Annotated in this window: 17 protein-coding genes; 6 read left to right on the top strand and 11 right to left on the bottom strand. The window is 66.0% G+C overall.

Annotated features, from left to right (window positions below; translation table 11 throughout):
• Positions 1-3 precede the first annotated feature (3 nt).
• The 4 genes from ACLQ3I_RS17160 to ACLQ3I_RS17145 all read right to left on the bottom strand — a co-directional run bounded on the left by ACLQ3I_RS17160 (position 4) and on the right by ACLQ3I_RS17145 (position 3,690).
• Positions 4-516, bottom strand: coding sequence for a hypothetical protein (locus ACLQ3I_RS17160; protein WP_425789358.1), 513 nt, complete (start codon positions 514-516; stop codon positions 4-6).
• A gap of 207 nt (positions 517-723) precedes the next feature.
• A complete protein-coding gene (locus ACLQ3I_RS17155) occupies positions 724-1,506 on the bottom strand; it encodes an enoyl-CoA hydratase (RefSeq protein ID WP_425789361.1) in 783 nt (260 codons plus the stop codon).
• A 23-nt stretch (positions 1,507-1,529) separates the two neighbouring features.
• Positions 1,530-2,705, bottom strand: coding sequence for an acyl-CoA dehydrogenase family protein (locus tag ACLQ3I_RS17150; RefSeq protein ID WP_425803482.1), 1,176 nt, complete (start codon positions 2,703-2,705; stop codon positions 1,530-1,532).
• Positions 2,689-3,690, bottom strand: a complete 1,002-nt coding sequence (locus tag ACLQ3I_RS17145) for an acyl-CoA dehydrogenase family protein (RefSeq protein ID WP_425789365.1) — start codon at positions 3,688-3,690, stop codon at positions 2,689-2,691. Before ACLQ3I_RS17145 ends, ACLQ3I_RS17150 begins: the two co-directional genes overlap by 17 nt.
• Positions 3,691-3,890: 200 nt before the next feature.
• Here ACLQ3I_RS17145 and ACLQ3I_RS17140 point away from each other — a divergent pair, with 200 nt between their 5' ends.
• Genes ACLQ3I_RS17140 through ACLQ3I_RS17130 form a run of 3 tightly spaced genes read left to right on the top strand, consistent with a single transcriptional unit; the run spans position 3,891 to position 6,577 of the window.
• Positions 3,891-4,547 carry a TetR/AcrR family transcriptional regulator gene (locus tag ACLQ3I_RS17140; protein ID WP_425789367.1) on the top strand — a complete coding sequence of 219 codons (657 nt, stop codon included), beginning with the start codon at positions 3,891-3,893 and terminating at the stop codon, positions 4,545-4,547.
• A 51-nt stretch (positions 4,548-4,598) separates the two neighbouring features.
• Positions 4,599-5,507: an acyl-CoA thioesterase gene (locus ACLQ3I_RS17135; RefSeq protein WP_425803479.1), complete on the top strand. Its 909-nt coding sequence runs from the start codon at positions 4,599-4,601 to the stop codon at positions 5,505-5,507.
• The gene (locus tag ACLQ3I_RS17130; protein ID WP_425803476.1) at positions 5,504-6,577 is read left to right on the top strand and encodes a dihydrodipicolinate reductase; all 1,074 of its coding nucleotides are present in this window, start codon (positions 5,504-5,506) and stop codon (positions 6,575-6,577) included. The genes ACLQ3I_RS17135 and ACLQ3I_RS17130 overlap by 4 nt, the downstream gene beginning before the upstream one ends.
• 261 nt (positions 6,578-6,838) lie before the next feature.
• Here the strand turns inward: ACLQ3I_RS17130 and meaB are convergent, their stop codons facing one another.
• From meaB to ACLQ3I_RS17115, 3 genes are read right to left on the bottom strand one after another with little or no spacing between them, the layout of a single operon-like run.
• Positions 6,839-7,732 (bottom strand): methylmalonyl Co-A mutase-associated GTPase MeaB, encoded by an 894-nt coding sequence (gene meaB, locus ACLQ3I_RS17125; protein WP_425789373.1) that lies wholly within the window; start codon positions 7,730-7,732, stop codon positions 6,839-6,841.
• Complete coding sequence (locus ACLQ3I_RS17120) at positions 7,725-8,864, bottom strand: thiolase family protein (protein ID WP_425803474.1); 1,140 nt, start codon at positions 8,862-8,864, stop codon at positions 7,725-7,727. The genes meaB and ACLQ3I_RS17120 overlap by 8 nt, the downstream gene beginning before the upstream one ends.
• Positions 8,857-10,329, bottom strand: a complete 1,473-nt coding sequence (locus tag ACLQ3I_RS17115) for a class I adenylate-forming enzyme family protein (RefSeq protein ID WP_425789377.1) — start codon at positions 10,327-10,329, stop codon at positions 8,857-8,859. The genes ACLQ3I_RS17120 and ACLQ3I_RS17115 overlap by 8 nt, the downstream gene beginning before the upstream one ends.
• 53 nt (positions 10,330-10,382) lie before the next feature.
• On the opposite strand from ACLQ3I_RS17115, the gene ACLQ3I_RS17110 reads away from it, so the two are divergent.
• Together ACLQ3I_RS17110 and ACLQ3I_RS17105 are read left to right on the top strand one after the other, a co-directional pair.
• A complete protein-coding gene (locus ACLQ3I_RS17110; protein WP_425803471.1) occupies positions 10,383-11,144 on the top strand; it encodes an SDR family oxidoreductase in 762 nt (253 codons plus the stop codon).
• A complete protein-coding gene (locus ACLQ3I_RS17105) occupies positions 11,141-11,893 on the top strand; it encodes an SDR family NAD(P)-dependent oxidoreductase (RefSeq protein ID WP_425789381.1) in 753 nt (250 codons plus the stop codon). Before ACLQ3I_RS17110 ends, ACLQ3I_RS17105 begins: the two co-directional genes overlap by 4 nt.
• A 120-nt stretch (positions 11,894-12,013) precedes the next feature.
• Here the strand turns inward: ACLQ3I_RS17105 and ACLQ3I_RS17100 are convergent, their stop codons facing one another.
• From ACLQ3I_RS17100 to ACLQ3I_RS17085, 4 genes are read right to left on the bottom strand one after another with little or no spacing between them, the layout of a single operon-like run.
• Positions 12,014-12,781: an enoyl-CoA hydratase/isomerase family protein gene (locus ACLQ3I_RS17100; RefSeq protein ID WP_425803469.1), complete on the bottom strand. Its 768-nt coding sequence runs from the start codon at positions 12,779-12,781 to the stop codon at positions 12,014-12,016.
• A gap of 1 nt (position 12,782) precedes the next feature.
• Positions 12,783-13,868 (bottom strand): acyl-CoA dehydrogenase family protein, encoded by a 1,086-nt coding sequence (locus ACLQ3I_RS17095; protein ID WP_425803466.1) that lies wholly within the window; start codon positions 13,866-13,868, stop codon positions 12,783-12,785.
• The gene (locus ACLQ3I_RS17090) at positions 13,855-14,763 is read right to left on the bottom strand and encodes an acyl-CoA dehydrogenase family protein (RefSeq protein WP_425803464.1); all 909 of its coding nucleotides are present in this window, start codon (positions 14,761-14,763) and stop codon (positions 13,855-13,857) included. The genes ACLQ3I_RS17095 and ACLQ3I_RS17090 overlap by 14 nt, the downstream gene beginning before the upstream one ends.
• The gene (locus ACLQ3I_RS17085) at positions 14,741-16,204 is read right to left on the bottom strand and encodes a class I adenylate-forming enzyme family protein (RefSeq protein WP_425789389.1); all 1,464 of its coding nucleotides are present in this window, start codon (positions 16,202-16,204) and stop codon (positions 14,741-14,743) included. The genes ACLQ3I_RS17090 and ACLQ3I_RS17085 overlap by 23 nt, the downstream gene beginning before the upstream one ends.
• A gap of 130 nt (positions 16,205-16,334) precedes the next feature.
• Here ACLQ3I_RS17085 and ACLQ3I_RS17080 point away from each other — a divergent pair, with 130 nt between their 5' ends.
• The gene (locus tag ACLQ3I_RS17080) at positions 16,335-17,414 is read left to right on the top strand and encodes a 2Fe-2S iron-sulfur cluster-binding protein (RefSeq protein ID WP_425803462.1); all 1,080 of its coding nucleotides are present in this window, start codon (positions 16,335-16,337) and stop codon (positions 17,412-17,414) included.
• Positions 17,415-18,377: the final 963 nt, after the last annotated feature.

The following is an 18,377-nucleotide window of genomic DNA, read 5'->3' as shown; positions in this document are numbered from 1 at the left end:
GTGTCAGGCGCAGGCAGGAATCTGTCCCCCGCCACCCTGCACCGCCATCAGGGCACAGAAGGTGTCGGCCGACACCTTCCACTTCCCGTCCTCCTTGATCGCCTGACCGGTCTGACCCGGCATCACCGGGTTGCCTTGCATCAGCAGGTCATATGTGACGTCGGCATGGTCGGCGTCGGTCACCTTCACGTCCTTCACCGCCACCGTCGTCTGCATGGACTGCGGGTTCTGTGTCAGCCCCTGCAGCACCGGCTGGAACGCCGCACCGTTCTCGATCAGCGCGGCGCGCTCGGGCGGCGGGGTCTGACCGTTGAAGAAGGTCACGTAGGCGTCGGTGATCTCTTTGGTGGTCGCCGGGTCCGCGGCGGCCGCAGCCATCGACGTCGACGCCATCGAACTGGTTGCGCTCGAGCCTGAGTCACTCGAGTCCGAGTCGCTACAACCAGCCGCGACGCCGACGATCATGACCGCCCCCGCACACATGGCCAGAGCCCGCGCGGTGAAAGTTCTGCGCATGGTGGTGTCCTTTCTTGTGGGTGCTCGTTATCACGAGCACCCAACTGATTCATGAAGCATCGACGGCAGTGGGTGCCGGCGACCGAGTGTGATAATCACATTCTCCATCTAGAGAATAGGACAATCACCTGCCCGTTTGTGCCGAAACTGAGAATTTCCTATGAGCAATATTGTTGCTGCGCGGACCATTTGACCCGATCGACAGATTCAGCTCATTCGGCCCTTCATCTCGTCGAGATGTACGAGGACCGGAAACCCGCTGACGCTCAGCGCGTTTCCGTGCCCGGTCTGATGGATGTCGAACACCGACTGGATCGCCGCGTAGAAGCCCTGGACATCGAGCGTCTGGTTGACGGCCCGCTTGGCCTGGCGCAATGCGAAAGGGGGCATCGTCGCGATCCTGGCCGCCATCTCCGCGGTCCGCGCATCGAGCTCGTCACGTGGGACCACCAGGTTCACCATGCCGGTCTGTTCCGCCTCCGCGGCGGTGACCGGGCGCCCGGTGAAGAGGATCTCCTTGGCCTTACGCGGGCCGAGTTCCCAGGTGTGACCGTGATATTCGACGCCACCGATACCCATCATCACCACGGGGTCCGAGAACTTGGCATCCTCCGATGCGATGATCAGGTCGCACGGCCAACAGAGCAGCAGCCCACCCGCGATGCAACGGCCTTGCACCGCAGCGATACTCGGCTTGGGGATGTTGCGCCACCGCAGGCTGTAGTCGAGATACCGTCGGGACTCCGTGCCGTAGACCATCTCCAGGGTGATCTTGTCCGGCCTGGGGCCGCCACCGTTGAGGTCATGTCCGGAGGAGAAGTGCTTTCCCTCGCCACGCAGGACGATCACACTGACGTCCGGATCGTCGGCCGCCCTGGTCCACGCCGCGTCCAGCTCGTCGAGGAGCTCGGCGTTCTGGGCGTTGGCCACCTCGGGTCGATTCAGCGTGATCGTCGCGATCTTGTCCTTCACGTCATACAGGATGTTCATCTGTGCCCTTCATCGATACCGCCTCAGCGCCTGGGTAATCCGAGCACTCGTTCCGCGATGACATTCCGCTGGATCTCCGACGTGCCACCGGCGATGGTGTAGCCGAAGCTGCGCGCGTAGCGTTCGAACCAACTCGTGTAGAGCATCTCGAGATCCATGTGGTTGTACGGTGCGGTCAGCCCGGGGTGCGACAACCCGTCCTCCCCGGCGGCGGCGAGTGCGTGCTCGGTCGCGTTCTGAACGGCTTCCGAACCCATCAGCTTGAGCACTGACAAGGCCGGCACATCCTGCTCCCCGCGGGCCGCCCGGCCAAGTGCCTGCGAGCCCAGCAACCGGAGCGCATGTGAGTCCATCACCAACGTCGCGTACCGGTCGCGATCCAAGACCGTCTCCGGCCGGTAGTCGCGGAGCAGGTCCTCCAGTCGCTCGGCAAAGCTGAGCCACAACAGCGTTCGCTCATGTCCCAACGACCCGTTGGCGACATGCCAACCGCCGTTGAGTTCGCCGATCAGATTCTCGGCGGGGACCCGCACGTCCTCGAAGAACACCTCGTTGAAGTCCAGATCCGTGGGCGACGAGATGGCCCCGAACGGGCGGCGGGTGACACCGGGCAGATCGGTCGGGATCAGGATGGCGCTGATGCCCTTGTGCTTGGGGGCATCGGGGTCGGTGCGCACGAACGTCAGCAGGACGTCGGCGTCGTGTGCTCCCGACGTCCAGACCTTCTGGCCGTTCACCACGAACTCGTCACCCTCGAGGCGAGCCTTGGTGCGCAGGGAGGCCAGATCCGAACCGGCCCCCGGCTCACTCATCCCGAGCGACGCCGTGATCTCGGCACGCAGGATGCGCACCGCCCATCTGCTCTTCTGTTCCGGGGTTCCGAAGGTCAGCAGCGATGCCGCGATGATGCCCAGGCCCTGTGGGTTGTAACTGTGGTAGATGCGGCGTCGTGACAGCTCGACGAGATGGACGTACTGCTGCAGGATTCCGGCGTTGCGGCCACCGAACTCCGGCGGGTTCCCGGGCTGTAACCATCCATGATCGAATTGCAGGCGCTGCCACTCACGAGCCCAATCCGGTATGTCCGAACTGGATTTCGCCCGACGCCCGGCGTCCGCCTCGGTGGGAAGATTCTCGTCGAGAAAGGCGACGAACTCCGCCCGGAACTCCTCGACGTCGGCGTCAAAGTTGAGTTGCACGATACTCCTCGGTGATCAATGCCCGGTGTTCGTCCGAACCACCGAGCATCAGTTCTCCTGCCTTGGCACGCTTCAGTGGGAACTGCAGATCGTTCTCCCACGTGTAGCCCATCGCGCCGAACAGCTGATAGCCGTTGCGGAACACCAGCGATTGACACTCTCCCGCCGAGGCTTTCGCCATCGACGCGGCAAGCCGCATGTCGGCGCTGCCGGTCGCGATCGTCAATGCGCTGTAGTACGCGAGGGCCCGAGCCCGCTCCACGGCGACGTGCATGTCGGCGGCCTTGTGCTTCACGGCCTGGAAGCTGCCGATCGCGACGCCGAACTGCTGACGGTTGGTCACGTGCTCGAGGGCGAGGTCGAGGATCCGTTGGCAGGCACCGACCATCGTGATGGACATCCCCATCAAGGCGACCGCGCGTGCCCGGGCGACGTCGGGAACCGGATTGCGTCGCGAATCCGGCACACGCACAGACGGAAACGTGACATCCGCGACGTGCATCAGCGGGTCGAAGCACGGTACCCGCGTCACGACGGCGACATCCGCGGAGATCACGAACACGCCTGCGGCGGTCGCCACGGCGAACTGCTCGGCGCGGTCGCCGTCGAGAACGGTTCGGCAGGTACCCGACAGCAGCCACCCCTCGTCGTCGAGATGCGCGGTGATTCCGGTCGGGACCGCCGCGCCCGTCCGGCCCGGTTCTGCCAGATCCCCGGCCAACGGTGCGAACTGGGTCACGGTCGCCAGGAACGGCGTGGGATCGGTCGCCGCTCCCATGGCCTCCAGGGCGATGGCGAGCTCGACGGATTCGGCCGGCTCCACCAATTCCGTCCAGCCCTGGTCGACATACGTGGCCCAGAGCGATGCCGGGTCGACGTCGTCGTCGACCACCTGCCGGATCCGTGCGGGCGAGCATTCCTTCGCCAGCAGTTCCCGCACGGTCTTACCCCAGAGCCGCTGGTCGGAATCGAACTCTACGAGCACGGACACTCTCCTCTCGGCTTCCTGTGTGCCCCGACGACCGATGACGACGACGGAGAGACTGTTCTATCCATCAAATGAGAATAGCGTTCTCTATTTCAGAATGGAACACTTTCATTCTGAAGAGCGCCCTTCGCCACGATCGATTGTTCACTCAGCTAAACTCGCCCTATGCATAGGCAACTCCGCGGAAATCGGGCGCCATGACAAGCGCGAACGAAGAGCCCGCATGGAAGCAGCGCGCCGTCGAGCGGTCGATCAAGACCGCGAAACTGCGTGCCGAACAGCGTGTGCAACGCTTTCTCGACGCCGCGCAGGCAATCATCACCGAGAAGGGCACCACCGAGTTCACGGTGCAGGAGGTGGTCGAGCGGTCGAAGCAATCCCTGCGCAGCTTCTATCTCCAGTTCGACGGCAAGCACGAGTTGCTCCTCGCCCTGTTCGAAGATGCGCTGAGCAGGTCCGCCGACCAGATCCGGGCGGCCGCGGCCACCGAGACCGACCCCATCGAGCGAGTGCGAGTCGCGGTGACGTTACTGTTCGAGCTGTCGCGGCCGGACCCGAATGCCAAGCGGCCCTTGTTCAGTGACTTCGCCCCGCAGCTGCTGCTCACACATCCGACCGAGGTGCGGATCGCGCACGCCCCGCTGGTCGCGCTGCTGGCGGAATTCCTCGAGGAAGCGTCCGCCGCGGACGAACTGCGCGAGGGCCTGAACCCGCGGCGGGTGTCCGCGATGGTGATGCAGACGGTCATGTTCATCGCCCAGTCGAGCGTGCCCACCGACGACCCCGACAACCATCCCATCACCGCCGACGAGGTCTGGGAGTTCTGCGCGCAGGGATTCAGTCGCAGCGCCTGACGACCCGAGAATTGTATTCTCATTTTCGCAATCTGCGATTACACTGCCGTCATGGCAACTGACTGGCGCGAGCTGATCTCTGTTCTCGAACTGCGTGACTGCACACCGGTCGGTGTCGGCGCCCCCGGCCGTGAGGCGGCCACCACCGCGGCGCCCCCGTCATCCACCACGAGTCAGTCCACCACGAGGCAGTCCACCACGAGTCAGCCCACCACAAGCTGCTATCGCGGCATCAACCTCTCGCTCCCATACCGGCGCCTTTTCGGTGGGCAGTTGCTCGCCCAGTTCGTGGCGGCGGCAGGCGCGGCCAGTCCGGAGAAGTCCATCAGGTCGATACACGCCAATTTCCTGCGAGAAGGCCTGGTCGACGAGGACGTCACCTACGAGGTCGACCACCGACACCGCGGGCGTTCCTTCGACACACTGCAGATCGGCGCCACCCAGACCGACCGGCTCATCGCCGTGGCGACGATCGCGATGCACGTGCCCGACGAGGGACCCGACGTCCAGACGATCGACCCGCTCCCCGACCTGCCCGGCGCCGACAACGAGATCACCGTCGGGTTGTTGCCGTGGGAGATCCGGTCGTTCGACGACCTCGACGACCCGGCCTCTGCCGCACCGCATCACGAGATGTGGATGCGAACACCGGCGGCCGATGACGACCACGCACATCCCTGCGTCGCCGCGTACGCGACCGATCTCACCGTCATCGGTACGGCCCTGCGTCCGTTGGACGGATTCAGCCAGGGCGGCAACGGAACCGCCTTCCATTCGGCGGTGACCTCACACACGATGTGGTTCCACCGACCCGTCCGCACCGACCAGTGGCTCCTGATCCGACAGGACAGCCCGATCATCGCGGGCGGCCGATGCTACGGCCGGGGCGACATCATCACCGAAAGTGGCTCTCTGGTTGCCTCTTTCGCGCAGGAAGCAGTTGTCCGGATGCCGTCGTGACCGCGGCGGCTGCTTCGCCTGCAGTAGCCGACGCGACACCGCGCGGCCATCGGTGCGTCCAGTGGGCCACCGGCAACATCGGCGCCCGCTCGCTGCGCGCGATCATCGAGCACCCCCATCTCGATCTCGTCGGGGTGTACGTGACCTCGCCCGAGAAGAACGGAGCCGATGCCGGCGATCTGTGCGGAGTGGCGCCGATCGGGGTGAAGGCGACCGACAGTGTCGACGACGTCATCGCACTGGCGCCCGATTGCGTCGTGTACATGCCCGCCGCGCTCGACGTCGACGACGTGGTGCGGCTTCTCGAGTCGGGGATCGACATCGTCACCACGCGCGGCGAATTCCACCGTCCAGCGAGCATGGACGCGGATCTACGTGAGCGTATCGAGCACGCATGCCTGGCCGGTGGCACGTCGATCCATTCGACCGGCAGCAGCCCGGGGTTCATCACCGAGGCGATTCCGTTGGTACTCAGCTCCATCCAGCGCCACATCGACAAGATCGCGATCGACGAGTTCGCCGATCTCTCGCGGCGGAACTCCCCCGACCTGCTCTTCGGCATCATGGGCTTCGGCGGCGAGGCGCGCGAGTTCGAGGACTACCGTCTGGAGTACCTCCGCGGCAGCTTCGGTCCGTCGCTCCAACTCGTCGCCGAGTCGATCGGGATGCCACTGGATTCGGTCGACGTACACGGTGAGGCCGGCCTGACGACGCGCGAGGTGTCGATCGCCGCGGGCACCCTGCCCGCGGGTTCGGTCGGTGCCCAGCGGATCACCGTCTCCGGCATGCGAGACGGCCGGGAGATCCTGCGATTCCGCGCCAACTGGTACTGCACCTCGGACATCGAGCCACAGTGGGATCTTCTGGCCACCGGCTGGCGGGTCGTCGTGGATGGTGACGCACCACTGTCCGTCGACATCAACATGCCGATCGATCTGGATCGGATGGCCGAGACCACGCCCGGTTACACCGCCAATCGGGCGGTGAACGCGGTTCGCCACGTCTGCGCTGCCGCTCCGGGTATCCGCACCTCGGTCGACCTCCCGCAGATCGTCGCCGAACTCTCCTGACCTCGCCGACAGCAACCGATTCTCCGCCGACAGCAACCCGCATTTCGCCGACAGCAACCCGTATGTCGTGGAGAGCAACCGGTATTACCCCGACAGCAACCCGTACGTCGTCGACCGTGTGCCAGTTTCTCGGCCACACCGACTCACATTGCGATCCATGGTTGCTCTCGGCGAAATTTGGGTTGCTCTCGGCGAGATACGGGTTGCTGTCGGCGGGATACGGGTTGCTGTCGACGGGGGCGGGGTAACCGGGGGTGGGGCCTAGACCGGAGCGATGAGTTTCTCGGCCGCCGTATACGGGTCCATCCCACCGGACATCACGGCGTCGACGAGTTCCGACAACGCCGGGTGCGTGCGCAGCCGGGTCATCGCGAGGGACAGGATCTGTCCGCGCAGCCGGGCCGCGCGGCGCACCGGGTCGTCGTCACGTCGATGGTTCTCGATCGCCTCCACGAGTGCGCTCACACCCTCGCCACGGGATGCGACGAGGGTCATCACCGGGACCGACGATTCCATCCGCAGGTCTCGCACCGTCTGATCGGCGCCTTCCCGATCTGCCTTGTTGACCACGAGCAGGTCGGCGACCTCGAGCAGTCCGGCCTTCGCCGCCTGGACCGCGTCGCCCGCACCAGGATTGAGGATGACTACGGTGGGGTCCGCGACCGCGGACACCTCGACCTCCGACTGGCCCACTCCCACGGTCTCGACGAGGACGACGTCGTAGTCCAGTGCCTCGAGGAGCCGGATGGCGGCCGGTACCGCAGAGGCGAGACCGCCGAGATGACCGCGAGTCGCCATCGACCGGATGAAAACGTCCCGGTCGTCGATGTGCTGGGTCATCCGGATTCGGTCGCCGAGCAAGGCGCCGCCGCTGTACGGGGAGGTGGGATCGACCGCGAGTACCGCGACCCGCTTTCCGACCGACCGATAGGCGGCGACGAGAGCCGTGATCGTGGTGGACTTCCCGGCGCCGGGCGGCCCGGTGATCCCGATCGCCGAGATCGACCCCGCCGCAGGCCCTATCGCGTCCAGCACCACGTCCCGCCCGGCGCCCTCGACGAGGGAGAGCAACTTTCCGGCCGCCCGCGCCGACCCACCGCGTGCGGCCGCCAACTGATCGTCGACGGACGCCCGCAGCAACTTCTCCTCAGCCATGGACCTCGACGACCGTCGCCGACCCCATGCCGCCACCCGCACACATCGACGCGACTCCGATACCGCCGCCACGCCTTCTCAATTCATAGACCAAAGTGGTCAGCATCCGGGCCCCGCTCGCCGCGACCGGGTGCCCCAGCGAACACCCGCTACCACTCACGTTGACGATGTCCGGGTCGATGTCGAGCAGCTTCACGCACGCGACGCAGTTCGCGGCGAAGGCCTCGTTGATCTCGAACAGGTCGACGTCCGACAGTGAGAGTCCCGCGCGCTTGAGTGCTTTCGGGATTGCCGTCACCGGCGACAGGCCCGTCTGTGCCGGATCGACGCCCACCGACGACCACGAGCGAACCGTGGCCAGCGCAGGCAACCCGAGTTCGTCACTGGCGATTGCGAGCACCGCGGCAGCATCGTTCGCCCCGCTGGCGTTACCCGCGGTGATCGAGAACCCCTCGATCTCGGGGTGCAGAGGCTTGAGCGACGCCAACTTCTCCATGCTGGTCTCCCGCCGCGGATGTTCGTCGACGGAGAACAGACCGTGAACGGTCTTGATCGGCACGATCTCGTCGTCGAATCGCCCGGCGTCGATCGCGGCAATCGCATTGCGGTGTGATCGTAGTGCCCACTCGTCCATCTCGGTCCGCGAGATGCCAGCCGCGACAGCGGAACTCCATCCCACCGTGATCGACATATCCTTGTTCGGGGCATCGGGCTGGTTGGGGTGGGTCGGCGACATCCAGGGTTCGATCCACTCCTCGCCCACCCGGAACTTCGACTTCGGCGACGTGGATTGGGAATTGACGCCGCCGGCCAGGATCAAGGTGTCCATGCCGGTCCGGATGCTCCCCGCCGCGGTCTGCACCGCGGCCAGACCGGCCGCACAATGCCGGTTGACCGCGAGGCCCGGCACATCGACCAGGCCCGCCGTGATCGCGGCGTGGCGCGCGATCACGCCACCGCCGTAGAGGCCCTCGCCCAGGATCACGTCGTCGACGGGGGCGGAGCCCAGATCCTCGACGACGGCGGAGACGGTGTGTTCGGCGAGGTCGAAGGCATCGGTGTCGCGCAGTGTTCCTTTGAACGCGGTTCCGATCGGCGTCCGGCGAGCGGAAACGATGACGGCTTCAGGCATTGTTCTTCTCCAGTTCGGGGTTCTGCTCAGTGTTTGCCAGATCATTCATCAGGTTGCGGCGCAACAGCTTTCCTGTCTCGGTGCGGGGCAGGTCGGGTGTGAAGACGATCGAATCCGGCGTCTTGGACGAGCGCAGCCGCTCGCGGACCCAGGCCCGGATCTCCTCGGCGTCTCCCTCGCCGACGACGACGGCCACCAGGCGCTGTCCCCACTCCGGGTCCGGCACACCGACGACGGCCGCCTCGGCGACCGCGGGATGCTCCATCAACACGTCCTCGATCTCGGCCGGCGCGATGTTCTCACCGCCACGGATGATGGTGTCGTCGGCCCGCCCCTCGATGTAGAGGTAGCCATCGTCGTCGAGGCGGCCGAGATCACGTGTCGGGAACCAGCCCTCGCTGTCGAGCACGCTCCGGCTCCCATACTCACCCGAGATCTGATCGCCCCGGACAAAAACGAGCCCCTCGGCCCCCGTCGGCAACTGCTCGCCGTTCTCGTCACGAATGGTGACCTCGATGCCCGGTAACGGGCGGCCCACGGACCCGAGACGGCCGCGGACCGCAGCATCGTCGGATCCGATGGCCACCCGATGATCGTCGGGCGCGAGAACCGCGATCGATGACGCTGTCTCGGTGAGGCCGTAGGCGTTCACGAAATTCGTGTCCGGCAGCGCCCTCAGTGCTCCCTCGATCACGGATCTGGGCGTCCGCGCACCGCCATAGGCCAGGTTCTTCAGGGACGGCAGCCCCACACCGTCGGCAGGCAACGCGTCGATCACCCGGGCGAGCATCGTCGGTACCAGCATGGCGTGAGTGACCGACTCGGCTCGCACGGTGTCGATCCATTGCGCGGCATCGAATCCCGTCGCATAGACGATGCGGCGCCCGGTGTAGAGGTTGGACATGAGATTTGTCAGTCCGGCTATGTGATAGGGCGGCACCGCGACGAGCGCCGCGTCCCCGACTTCCGCGGAGTTGAACTCGAGGGTGTTGAACACATACGCAAGCAGGTGCCGCTGACGGAGGAGCGCCGCCTTGGGCTCCGAGGTCGTCCCGCTCGTATAGATGACGACCGCAACAGAGTCGGGATCCGACAGGTCCGCGGTGAGATCCTCGGGTGCCGGATCGGGGCGATCGTCGAGGCCGGTGAGCCAGCGGTCGAGGTCACCGGAGCGCAGGACCACGGCGTCGGGATGCTTGCCCTCGAGTCCCGCCAGTGCCGAATCGCTGAGCCGGTAGTTGAGCGGCACGAACGGGATGCCTGCGTAGGCCGCCCCGAAGAGTGCCACCGGGTAGGCAAGGTCGTTGACGCCTTCATAGAGCACCGCCGAGCGCCCGGCGAACGAATGTGCGGCTCGTCGCGCCAGCACGGCGAGTTCCACCGCGGTCACGGAGCGGTCGCCAGAGGTGATGACCAATCTGTCATCGACTTCTGACGTCATTTCGACGATCATGGTGATGTTCATGAGAACATTATTCTCTCAGAACGAGAGTCTTAGTCGCAAGAAGGGAAATGCAAATGGACATCACGGGCAGTTCAGCGCTGGTGGTCGGTGGCGCGGGTGGCCTCGGCGAGGCCACGGTACGTCGGCTTCACGGAGCGGGAGCACGAGTGGTGGTGGCGGATCTGGCCGACGAGAAGGGCAAGGCCCTCGAGGCCGAGCTCGGTGTTCGTTACGTGCGCACCGACGCGACATCGACCGAGGACGTGAACGGGGCGATCGCCGAAGCCGAGGAGATGGGGCCGCTGCGGATCTCCGTGGACACCCACGGCGGTCCGGCCTCGGGCGGGCGTCTCGTCGGAAAAGACGGGAGTCCGTTGGATCTCGACGGCTTCCGGACCACCATCGACGTCTACCTCACCGGCGTCTTCAATGTCATGCGGCTGTCGGCGTCCGCTATCGCACGACAGGAGGCCACCGACACGGGCCGCGGCGTGATCGTGAACACCGCGTCGATCGCCGCGTACGAAGGACAGATCGGACAGCTCCCCTACTCGGCGGCAAAGGGCGGGGTCGTCGGCATGACACTCGTTGCCGCACGCGACCTGTCGCCGTTGGGCATCCGGGTGGTCACCATCGCGCCCGGCACGTTCAACACCCCCGCGTACGGCAAGCACGCCGACCAACTGGAGGAACACTGGGGGAAGCAGGTGCCGTGGCCCAAGCGGATGGGGCAGTCGCCGGAGTACGCCGCCCTCGTGGCCCACATCTGCGAGAACGACTATCTCAACGGTGAGGTCATCCGCCTCGACGGCGCGCTGCGTTTCCCACCGAAGTGACCGATCTCGACGGCAAGGTCGCCTTTGTCGCCGGCGCGAGCCGGGGAATCGGGGCGGCCGTCGCCGCGGCACTGGCCTCGGCCGGTGCCGCGGTGGCGGTGGCGGCCCGAACGGAGACGGTGGGGCGCGTTCCCGGCACGATCCACGATGTCGCCCAGGCGATCACCGCGACCGGCGGTACTGCGCTCCCGGTCGCGTGCGACATCACCGACGAACAATCGGTGGCCTCGGCGATCGACACCACAGTCGACGAATTCGGCGGCGTCGACATCGTGGTCGCGAACGCAGGTGTGCTGTGGCTCGGGCCCGTGGAGTCCACACCGCTCAAACGGTGGCAACTCTGCCTCGACGTGAACCTGACCGGGACGTTCCTGGTGACCAAGGCCGCGATCCCACATCTGCGGGCCCGGGGCGGCGGCTCCCTGATAGCCGTCACGACCAGTGGTGTCGGGATGATCGACCGTGGCGCGAATGCTTATTGGGTGTCCAAGGCCGCGGTCGAGCGGCTCTATCTCGGCCTGGCACACGATCTTCGCAACGACGACGTCGCGGTCAACTGTCTGAGCCCCACCCGGGTGGTCCTCACCGAGGGCTGGCAGGCCGCCGGCGGCGGACGGGAGATCCCGCCGGAGATGGTCGAGCCACCGGAGACCATGGGCCACGCCGCGACGATCCTGGCCGCACAGCGAGCCGACGGCATCACCGGAACGGTCCAGCGGTCCGAGGAACTGCTCGCCGCCTACCCCTGAGCCTCCCGGCGCCCTGAGCTCCCGGCGTTCTGATCTCCCGACGTTCCGGCCGCACTTCCGTGTTCCGGCTCGCAGCTGATGCTGCGGCCAGAGGCGGAAAGTGCGGCCAGAACTGCCTGCTCAGTTCTTCGGCGCCGTCAGGCGCGCGATGGTGGCCCGGAAGTCGTCGGTCTGGAACGAGAGATCCTCGGCCGCATTCGCGTAGTCGAGGCTCGCGAGCACCGCGCGTTCGAGGTGGATGTTGAGCATCCGTTTGGTGGATTCGACGGCTTGCTGCGGCAGCTCCATCATCTTCTTCGCGCACCCGATCGCCTCGGCGAACGGGTCGTCGGCCACATGGTTCGCCAGCCCGAGTTCGACCGCCCGTTCCGCCGAGATCCGGGTGCCGGTGAGCGCGAACTCTTTGGCCTGCAACAAACTGATCTGCAGTGGCCACGTCAGCGGTCCGCCGTCGGCCGCCACCAGCCCCACCTGAACGTGCGGGTCGGCCAGGTAGGCCGCGGGGTTCATGTACACCATGTCGCTCAGCGCCACGAGGCTGCATCCCAGCCCCACCGCAGGCCCGTTGACCGCACTGATCACCGGAACGCGGCACCTGGCCATGCCGAGCACGAGCTCACGTCCGTGGCGAATGGTCTTGGCTCGCAGAGCTGGATCCTCACCGAGCTCCTTGAGGTAGCCGAAGTCGCCTCCTGCCGAGAACGCCTTGCCACGACCCGTGAGCACTGCGGCGCGCACCTCCGGATCCTCACTCAGACGCGTCCACAGCTCCGCCAGTCCCGAATGCAGAGCGTCGTTGACCGCATTGAGCGCATCCGGACGATTCAGCGTGATGATCCGGAGTGGACCCTGCGCGGCGACCTCGATCTCCTCGGGCATCCCGTACATGTCACACTCCCAATCCGAGCAGTCTCGATGCGATGATGTTCTTCTGGATCTGCGACGTACCACCCATGACGCTCTGCGCACGGCTGTACAGGTACGCGCTCAGCAGTTCCGGATCCTTCGTCCCGCCGACGGATACGGCCGCATGTCCGACCGACTGGTCGACCCACGTCATCAGGAGCTTGTCCAGAGACCCCTCCGACGTGTGCGACACGCCGTCGAGTTGCTCGGACAGGCGGCGCCGGACGTGCAACCGCAGCATCTCGGTCTGCACTGCGGCCCAGGCGATTTCCTCGGAGTACTCGTCCGAGCGTTGGGCCAGTTGGCGGACGAGTTTGCCGTACCGAGCGACGTATCCCAGCGTCGACGGCTCCCGCTCGTGCCCGACGACGGTCATCGCGAGCGCCCATCCCTCGCCGGGTGCGCCGATCATCTGATCCGCGGGCACTCGCGCGCCGTCGAAGAGCACCTGACCGAATTCCGTGGTGATGCCACTCATCATCTTCAGCGGCCGCTGTTCGATCCCCTCCTGCTTCATCGAGATGATGAATGCGGAGATGCCACGGTGCCGAGGGGCGTCGGGATCGGTGCGGGCGAGCAGCAGACACCAATCCGCGACGTCGGAGTAGCTCGTCCAGATCTTGTGTCCGTTGATCACGTAGTCGTCGCCCGCACGCGTCGCGGTGGTCCGCAACGACGCCAGATCCGATCCCGCTCCGGGTTCCGAGAATCCCTGGCACCAGCGTTCGGTTCCGTTGATCATCCCCGGCAGGAACCGTTCCTGCAGTTGAGGACTCGCATGCCGCCCGAGCCCGTGCAACAGATAGCCCAGGCTCGGCCGCGGCGGCGCGCCCGCCCGAGCGATCTCCTCGTCGAGGATCACGTCGTAGACCGGCGCGAGGTCGTGGCCACCGAATTTCGCCGGCCAGGAGAGGCCGAAGAAGCCGGCCTCGTAGAGCGCCTGGTGCCACTCGCCCTGGCGGGCCCAGTATTCGTCACCGGACGTCGGGAACGCGGCGGCGTGCTCGGAGAGCCAGCCGCGCAGTCGCTCGCGGAATGCGCCTTCGTCGGTGGAGTCACGATAGTCCAAGGTCGATCTCCTTCAGGCTCACCGGAAAGTTCTCGGTAGACACCAGAACTCGCCGCAGGTGGACGTGTGCGAGGCATTCCCAGGTGTTCCCGATGCCACCGTGCACCTGAATCGAGTTCTCGCACACGGTTCGGGCGGATCGCGCGCAGTACAGCTTGGCCATCTGGGCCGCGCCGACGGCCTCGGACGGTTCGAGTTCGTCGACCGCCCACGCCGCGTGGCGGAGAATGCTCGCCGATCCCTCGAGCACGGCGAGACTCTCGGCCAGCATGTGGCCCACTGCCTGATAGGAACCGATCGTCTTGCCGTACTGCTCCCGGATCTTGGCGTAGTCACAGGCCAGGGCCTGGGCGCCGCGGGCCGCTCCGAGGATGTCGGCGGCGGTGACCACCAGCGCAAGTGCGCGGAAACGTTGCGCGTCGTGTTCCGACAACATCGCGACCGGCGAATCATTCACTGTGTCAACATTCTTGGCGATACGGGTCAGATCCTCCGACGGCACGGCCCCGCCGGCCCGTCCCTCCCGGACGAACACACCGTCGAGTTCCACCACGCGGTCGAGACCATCGGCGTCGGGGACCAGGCCGTCGATCGCCAGGGTCGCCGCGGCTCCCGCGGCCCCGGTGTGCCGGAGCAGATCGTCGGCGAGAGTCGGCCCGAGGAAGGCCGCGTCGACCAGTCCCCTACCGAACTCCTCCGCGACGATCGCGACCTCGACGCCCGTCGCGCCGTCGGAACGCAGACTGCGCCAGCCTGTTCGGTCGATCGCTGCCGCGAGTCGGTCCCGCCGTGTGCTGTCCTCGAGATCGGCCACCGACCCCGGGCCCAGATCGTCAGCCAGTTTGGCTGCGGCATCGCGCAATTGCGATTGCTCACTTGTCAGACGTACATCCATGGCTCTCCTTCAACACTCTGTCTCCGACCACCGTGTCTCTCAGCACCGTGTCTCTAGGCACCGTGTCTCTCAGCACTCGGCGCAGCACCTTGCCCGACGGGAGTCGGGGGATGTCGTCGACGAACATGATCGCGTTCGGTCGTTTGTAGGTGGCCAGCGATGCACTGACGAGATCGATGAGATCGTGGGCTTCGATCGGCGTGATCGCCCGGACCGCGGCCACGATGCGTTCGCCACCGACTCCGTCGTCGACGCCGAACACCGCACAATCGGCAACCGCGGGATGCCCGTGCAGCACCGCTTCGATCTCCGCGGGCGCCACCTGGAAACCACGGACCTTGATCATCTCCTTCGAGCGATCGACGAGGGCGATCCAGCCGTCGGCGTCCACCACACCGACGTCACCGGTGCGGTACCAGCCGTCCACGAAGGCGTCGTCGTTCTCGGATTCGGGCAGATAACCGGCCATCAGGGACGGCGACCGGACCACGATCTCACCGGGAACCCCTGGCGGCGAGGGCACTCGCGTCTCGAGATCGATCGCTCGGACCTGCACGCCCGGGACAGCACGTCCCACGGTGTCGAGTCGCGCCCCGTCGATCGGATTGCACGCGATCACCGGAACTTCGCTGGCACCGTAGGCCGGCACCCAACGGACGCCGGTGCGCCGGGTGACCTCCTCTGCGACACTCGTCGTCACCGGCGTAGCGCCCCACATGATGTAGCGGAGCGAGGAGAGATCGAAACTCTCCAGATCCGGGTGCGACGCGATCGCCAAGGCGATGGGTGCGACCGCCATCTCGACGGTGATCCGGTCGATTTCGATGTGCCGGAGCATGGTGTCGAGGTCGAAGCGTCGGTGCAGGCGAACCCAGACGCCCGCGTCGAGTGCGGTGACGATGTTGAGGAGGCCGAGGATGTGCGACGGCGGCGTCAGCACCTGGATGCGATCCGCACCGGTCAGGGCCAGCGCATCCCGCCAATGCCGGACGGCGGCACCGAAGGACGCATGGGTGTGCCGGACGGCCTTGGGCATTCCCGTGGTGCCGGAGCTGAACACGAGCACGGCGTCGTCGTCGGCATGCGGTTCGTCGAACACCGCCGATCCCCGCGGGACGGGCTCGGCGAGGTCGCGCATGATCATGAGGTCGGCGAGGACAGCGTTGTCACCGACCGCGTGCGTGGCGCGGGATACTTCGAGCGCATGGGCGACCTCGACCGTTCGCCACGCGGGACTGATCAGCACCACCGCCGCACCGAGCCGCCAGATGGCACGCACGGCCACGACGAATTCGGGGCGATTGGACGACATCAGGGCGACTCGCGAACCACGTTTCACCCCGGTTGCCGAGAGTTCTTCGGCAAGGCCGCCCGCCAGCTCATCGAGCTGTCGGCGAGTGTAGGTCGCGTCGTCGAAGGCAAGGGCCACTGCCTCCGTCACGCCATCACCCCCTTCGGACAGATTCCGGTCGAATCACCGGGATCTCCCACAAGCACCTTGAGAAGATCGTACCTCAATGAGAGAATATAGTTCTCACAGAGGCAGAATCTCAATACCGAGAGGATGGACCGTGGCGAGACCACCACTGTTCCAGCAAGCGACCGTGACGCGGGTCGTCAAGGAGACCGACGACGCACGTACCTACGTGCTCGCTCCGGAGACGGGCCCGGTGACCTACAAGGCAGGACAGTTCTGCACCTTCCGCGTGACCGTCGACGGCGAGGAGCTCTATCGCTCCTACTCCATGTCCAGCTCCCCTGAGACAGATGACGAGTTGGCGACCACCGTCAAGCGGGTGGCGGGCGGGCGGGTGTCGAACTGGCTCCTGGACAATCTCGGCGAGGGCGACGTCATCGACATGTCCCGCCCCGCCGGCCTCTTCTGCCTCACCGAGAACACCACCCCGATAGTCGCCTTCAGCGGCGGGAGCGGTGTCACGCCGATCTACTCGATCGCCAAGACCGCCCTCGCAACCACCGACCGTCCGGTGCGGTTGCTCTGCGCCGACCGCGACCGGGAGGCGATCATCTTCGACTCTGGCATGGCCGACCTCGAAAAGCGCCACCCGGGGCGACTCTCGGTGGTTCGCAGCCTCGACGAGCAGAACGGCTTCCTCACCGAATCGGCCGTCCGCGACTTCATCGGCGACGATCTCGACGCAGACTTCTATGTGTGCGGCCCGGAGCCGTTCATGGACCTCGTGGAAGCGGTCCTGCCCGCAGGCGCATCCGTCCACATCGAACGCTTCGGCGCCGTCGCGGCGCTGCCGATCGCAGAGTCCGACGTCGCAGTGTCCGACGAGGCGGAATCGCGTGAATCGGAGTCAGAGGCGCCCGAAACCGACCACACAGCATCCGACGACACGAAGAGTGTCACCGGGACCATCACCATCAAACTCGGACGCAAGAAGGTCACCGTCGACCGGCAGCCGAACGAGACGCTGCTGGAAACGGGACGGCGGGCCGGATTGACCCCGCCGTTCTCCTGCGAGGCGGGCAACTGCGCGACCTGCATGGCACACCTGGACGAAGGAACCGCCACCATGCGGGTCAACGACGCCCTCGAGGACGACGAGATCGAGGACGGTTACGTGCTGACCTGCCAGGCGGTCCCCGACACCGAGACGACCGTCGTCGATTACGAGGCCTGAACATCCGGCCGTTCGTCCGTCGCGACATCCGTCGCACGACGTCACCGCAACCCCGAGAAAGGAATCACACATGCCCAAAGGCATTCTGATGGTCGAAGGTCGTCCGAGCTCGCCGGCCCGCGCCGAGGAGTTCAGCCATTGGTACGACGAGGTGCACATGCCGGAGGTGCTGAAGCTCGATGGCTTCGTCTCCGGACGGCGCTTGCGTCCGATCGATGACGACGGCACGCTCGTCTCCCTCTACGAGATCGACGGCACCGATCTGAAAGATGCTGCACGAGAGCTCTTCACAGCATTTCGCAACGGCGGCTTCACCATGAGCGATGCCATGCAGATGGACCCGCCCCGGTCATGCGCTTTCTCGAGGTCGTCACCGAGAGCTGATCACCGACCGGTGCCGAGATCCTTCACCGGCACCGATGAGCGCATCGGCGGGCATCCCTCTCAGCTCGTCGGTGCGTTCATCTCACCGAGCGTCGCCGCGGGTGTAGTCTGGCTCGAATCCGTCCCCGTGTATCGGACATCCCACGGCGCGGCGCAGGCCGACCGCGACCACCGCCTCCGGGGTGACGTCGGGCTCTTCCGGCATAGCGCGCACCCGCCGCAGCGGGTATACCCCACTTACGCAGTTGTTCTTGACAATTCGTGGCGGAGTCCGCGGCCATCGCGGTGGCGACCAGGTCGATCGCGGCGTCACGATTTGGCCGTACGCTCGGCCACCTGCCGGAACCCGCCATGAACTCGCTGAACGGCCACTGGTCGCGCGAGCGCTCGATGATCATCTCGGTGACATCGGTGACGTCCTCCGACACGGGGAGCACCTGCGGGAACGGACCGCCTACGGAATTGCACGAAGAGTAGGTGGCCGAGTCGTGATAGACCTGAAACGCTTCGTCATAGCCGGTCACCGCAATGACCCCCGGATGAGGTACCGGGTGAACCGGGCAGCGGGACCGCATGGCA

It is taken from the genome of Gordonia sp. DT101, from assembly GCF_049844895.1.
In the GTDB taxonomy this organism is placed as follows: domain Bacteria; phylum Actinomycetota; class Actinomycetes; order Mycobacteriales; family Mycobacteriaceae; genus Gordonia.
This window is presented reverse-complemented; position numbering and strand designations above follow the sequence as displayed.

Coding starts and splice junctions, on each gene's coding strand:
- ACLQ3I_RS17135 (WP_425803479.1), top strand. CDS start 4,599: ATGGCAACTGACTGGCGCGAGCTGATCTCTGTTCTCGAACTGCGTGAC.
- ACLQ3I_RS17160 (WP_425789358.1), bottom strand. CDS start 516: ATGCGCAGAACTTTCACCGCGCGGGCTCTGGCCATGTGTGCGGGGGCG.
- ACLQ3I_RS17140 (WP_425789367.1), top strand. CDS start 3,891: ATGACAAGCGCGAACGAAGAGCCCGCATGGAAGCAGCGCGCCGTCGAG.
- ACLQ3I_RS17120 (WP_425803474.1), bottom strand. CDS start 8,864: ATGCCTGAAGCCGTCATCGTTTCCGCTCGCCGGACGCCGATCGGAACC.
- ACLQ3I_RS17100 (WP_425803469.1), bottom strand. CDS start 12,781: ATGTACGGGATGCCCGAGGAGATCGAGGTCGCCGCGCAGGGTCCACTC.
- ACLQ3I_RS17115 (WP_425789377.1), bottom strand. CDS start 10,329: ATGAACATCACCATGATCGTCGAAATGACGTCAGAAGTCGATGACAGA.
- meaB (WP_425789373.1), bottom strand. CDS start 7,732: ATGGCTGAGGAGAAGTTGCTGCGGGCGTCCGTCGACGATCAGTTGGCG.
- ACLQ3I_RS17155 (WP_425789361.1), bottom strand. CDS start 1,506: ATGAACATCCTGTATGACGTGAAGGACAAGATCGCGACGATCACGCTG.
- ACLQ3I_RS17110 (WP_425803471.1), top strand. CDS start 10,383: ATGGACATCACGGGCAGTTCAGCGCTGGTGGTCGGTGGCGCGGGTGGC.
- ACLQ3I_RS17090 (WP_425803464.1), bottom strand. CDS start 14,763: ATGGATGTACGTCTGACAAGTGAGCAATCGCAATTGCGCGATGCCGCA.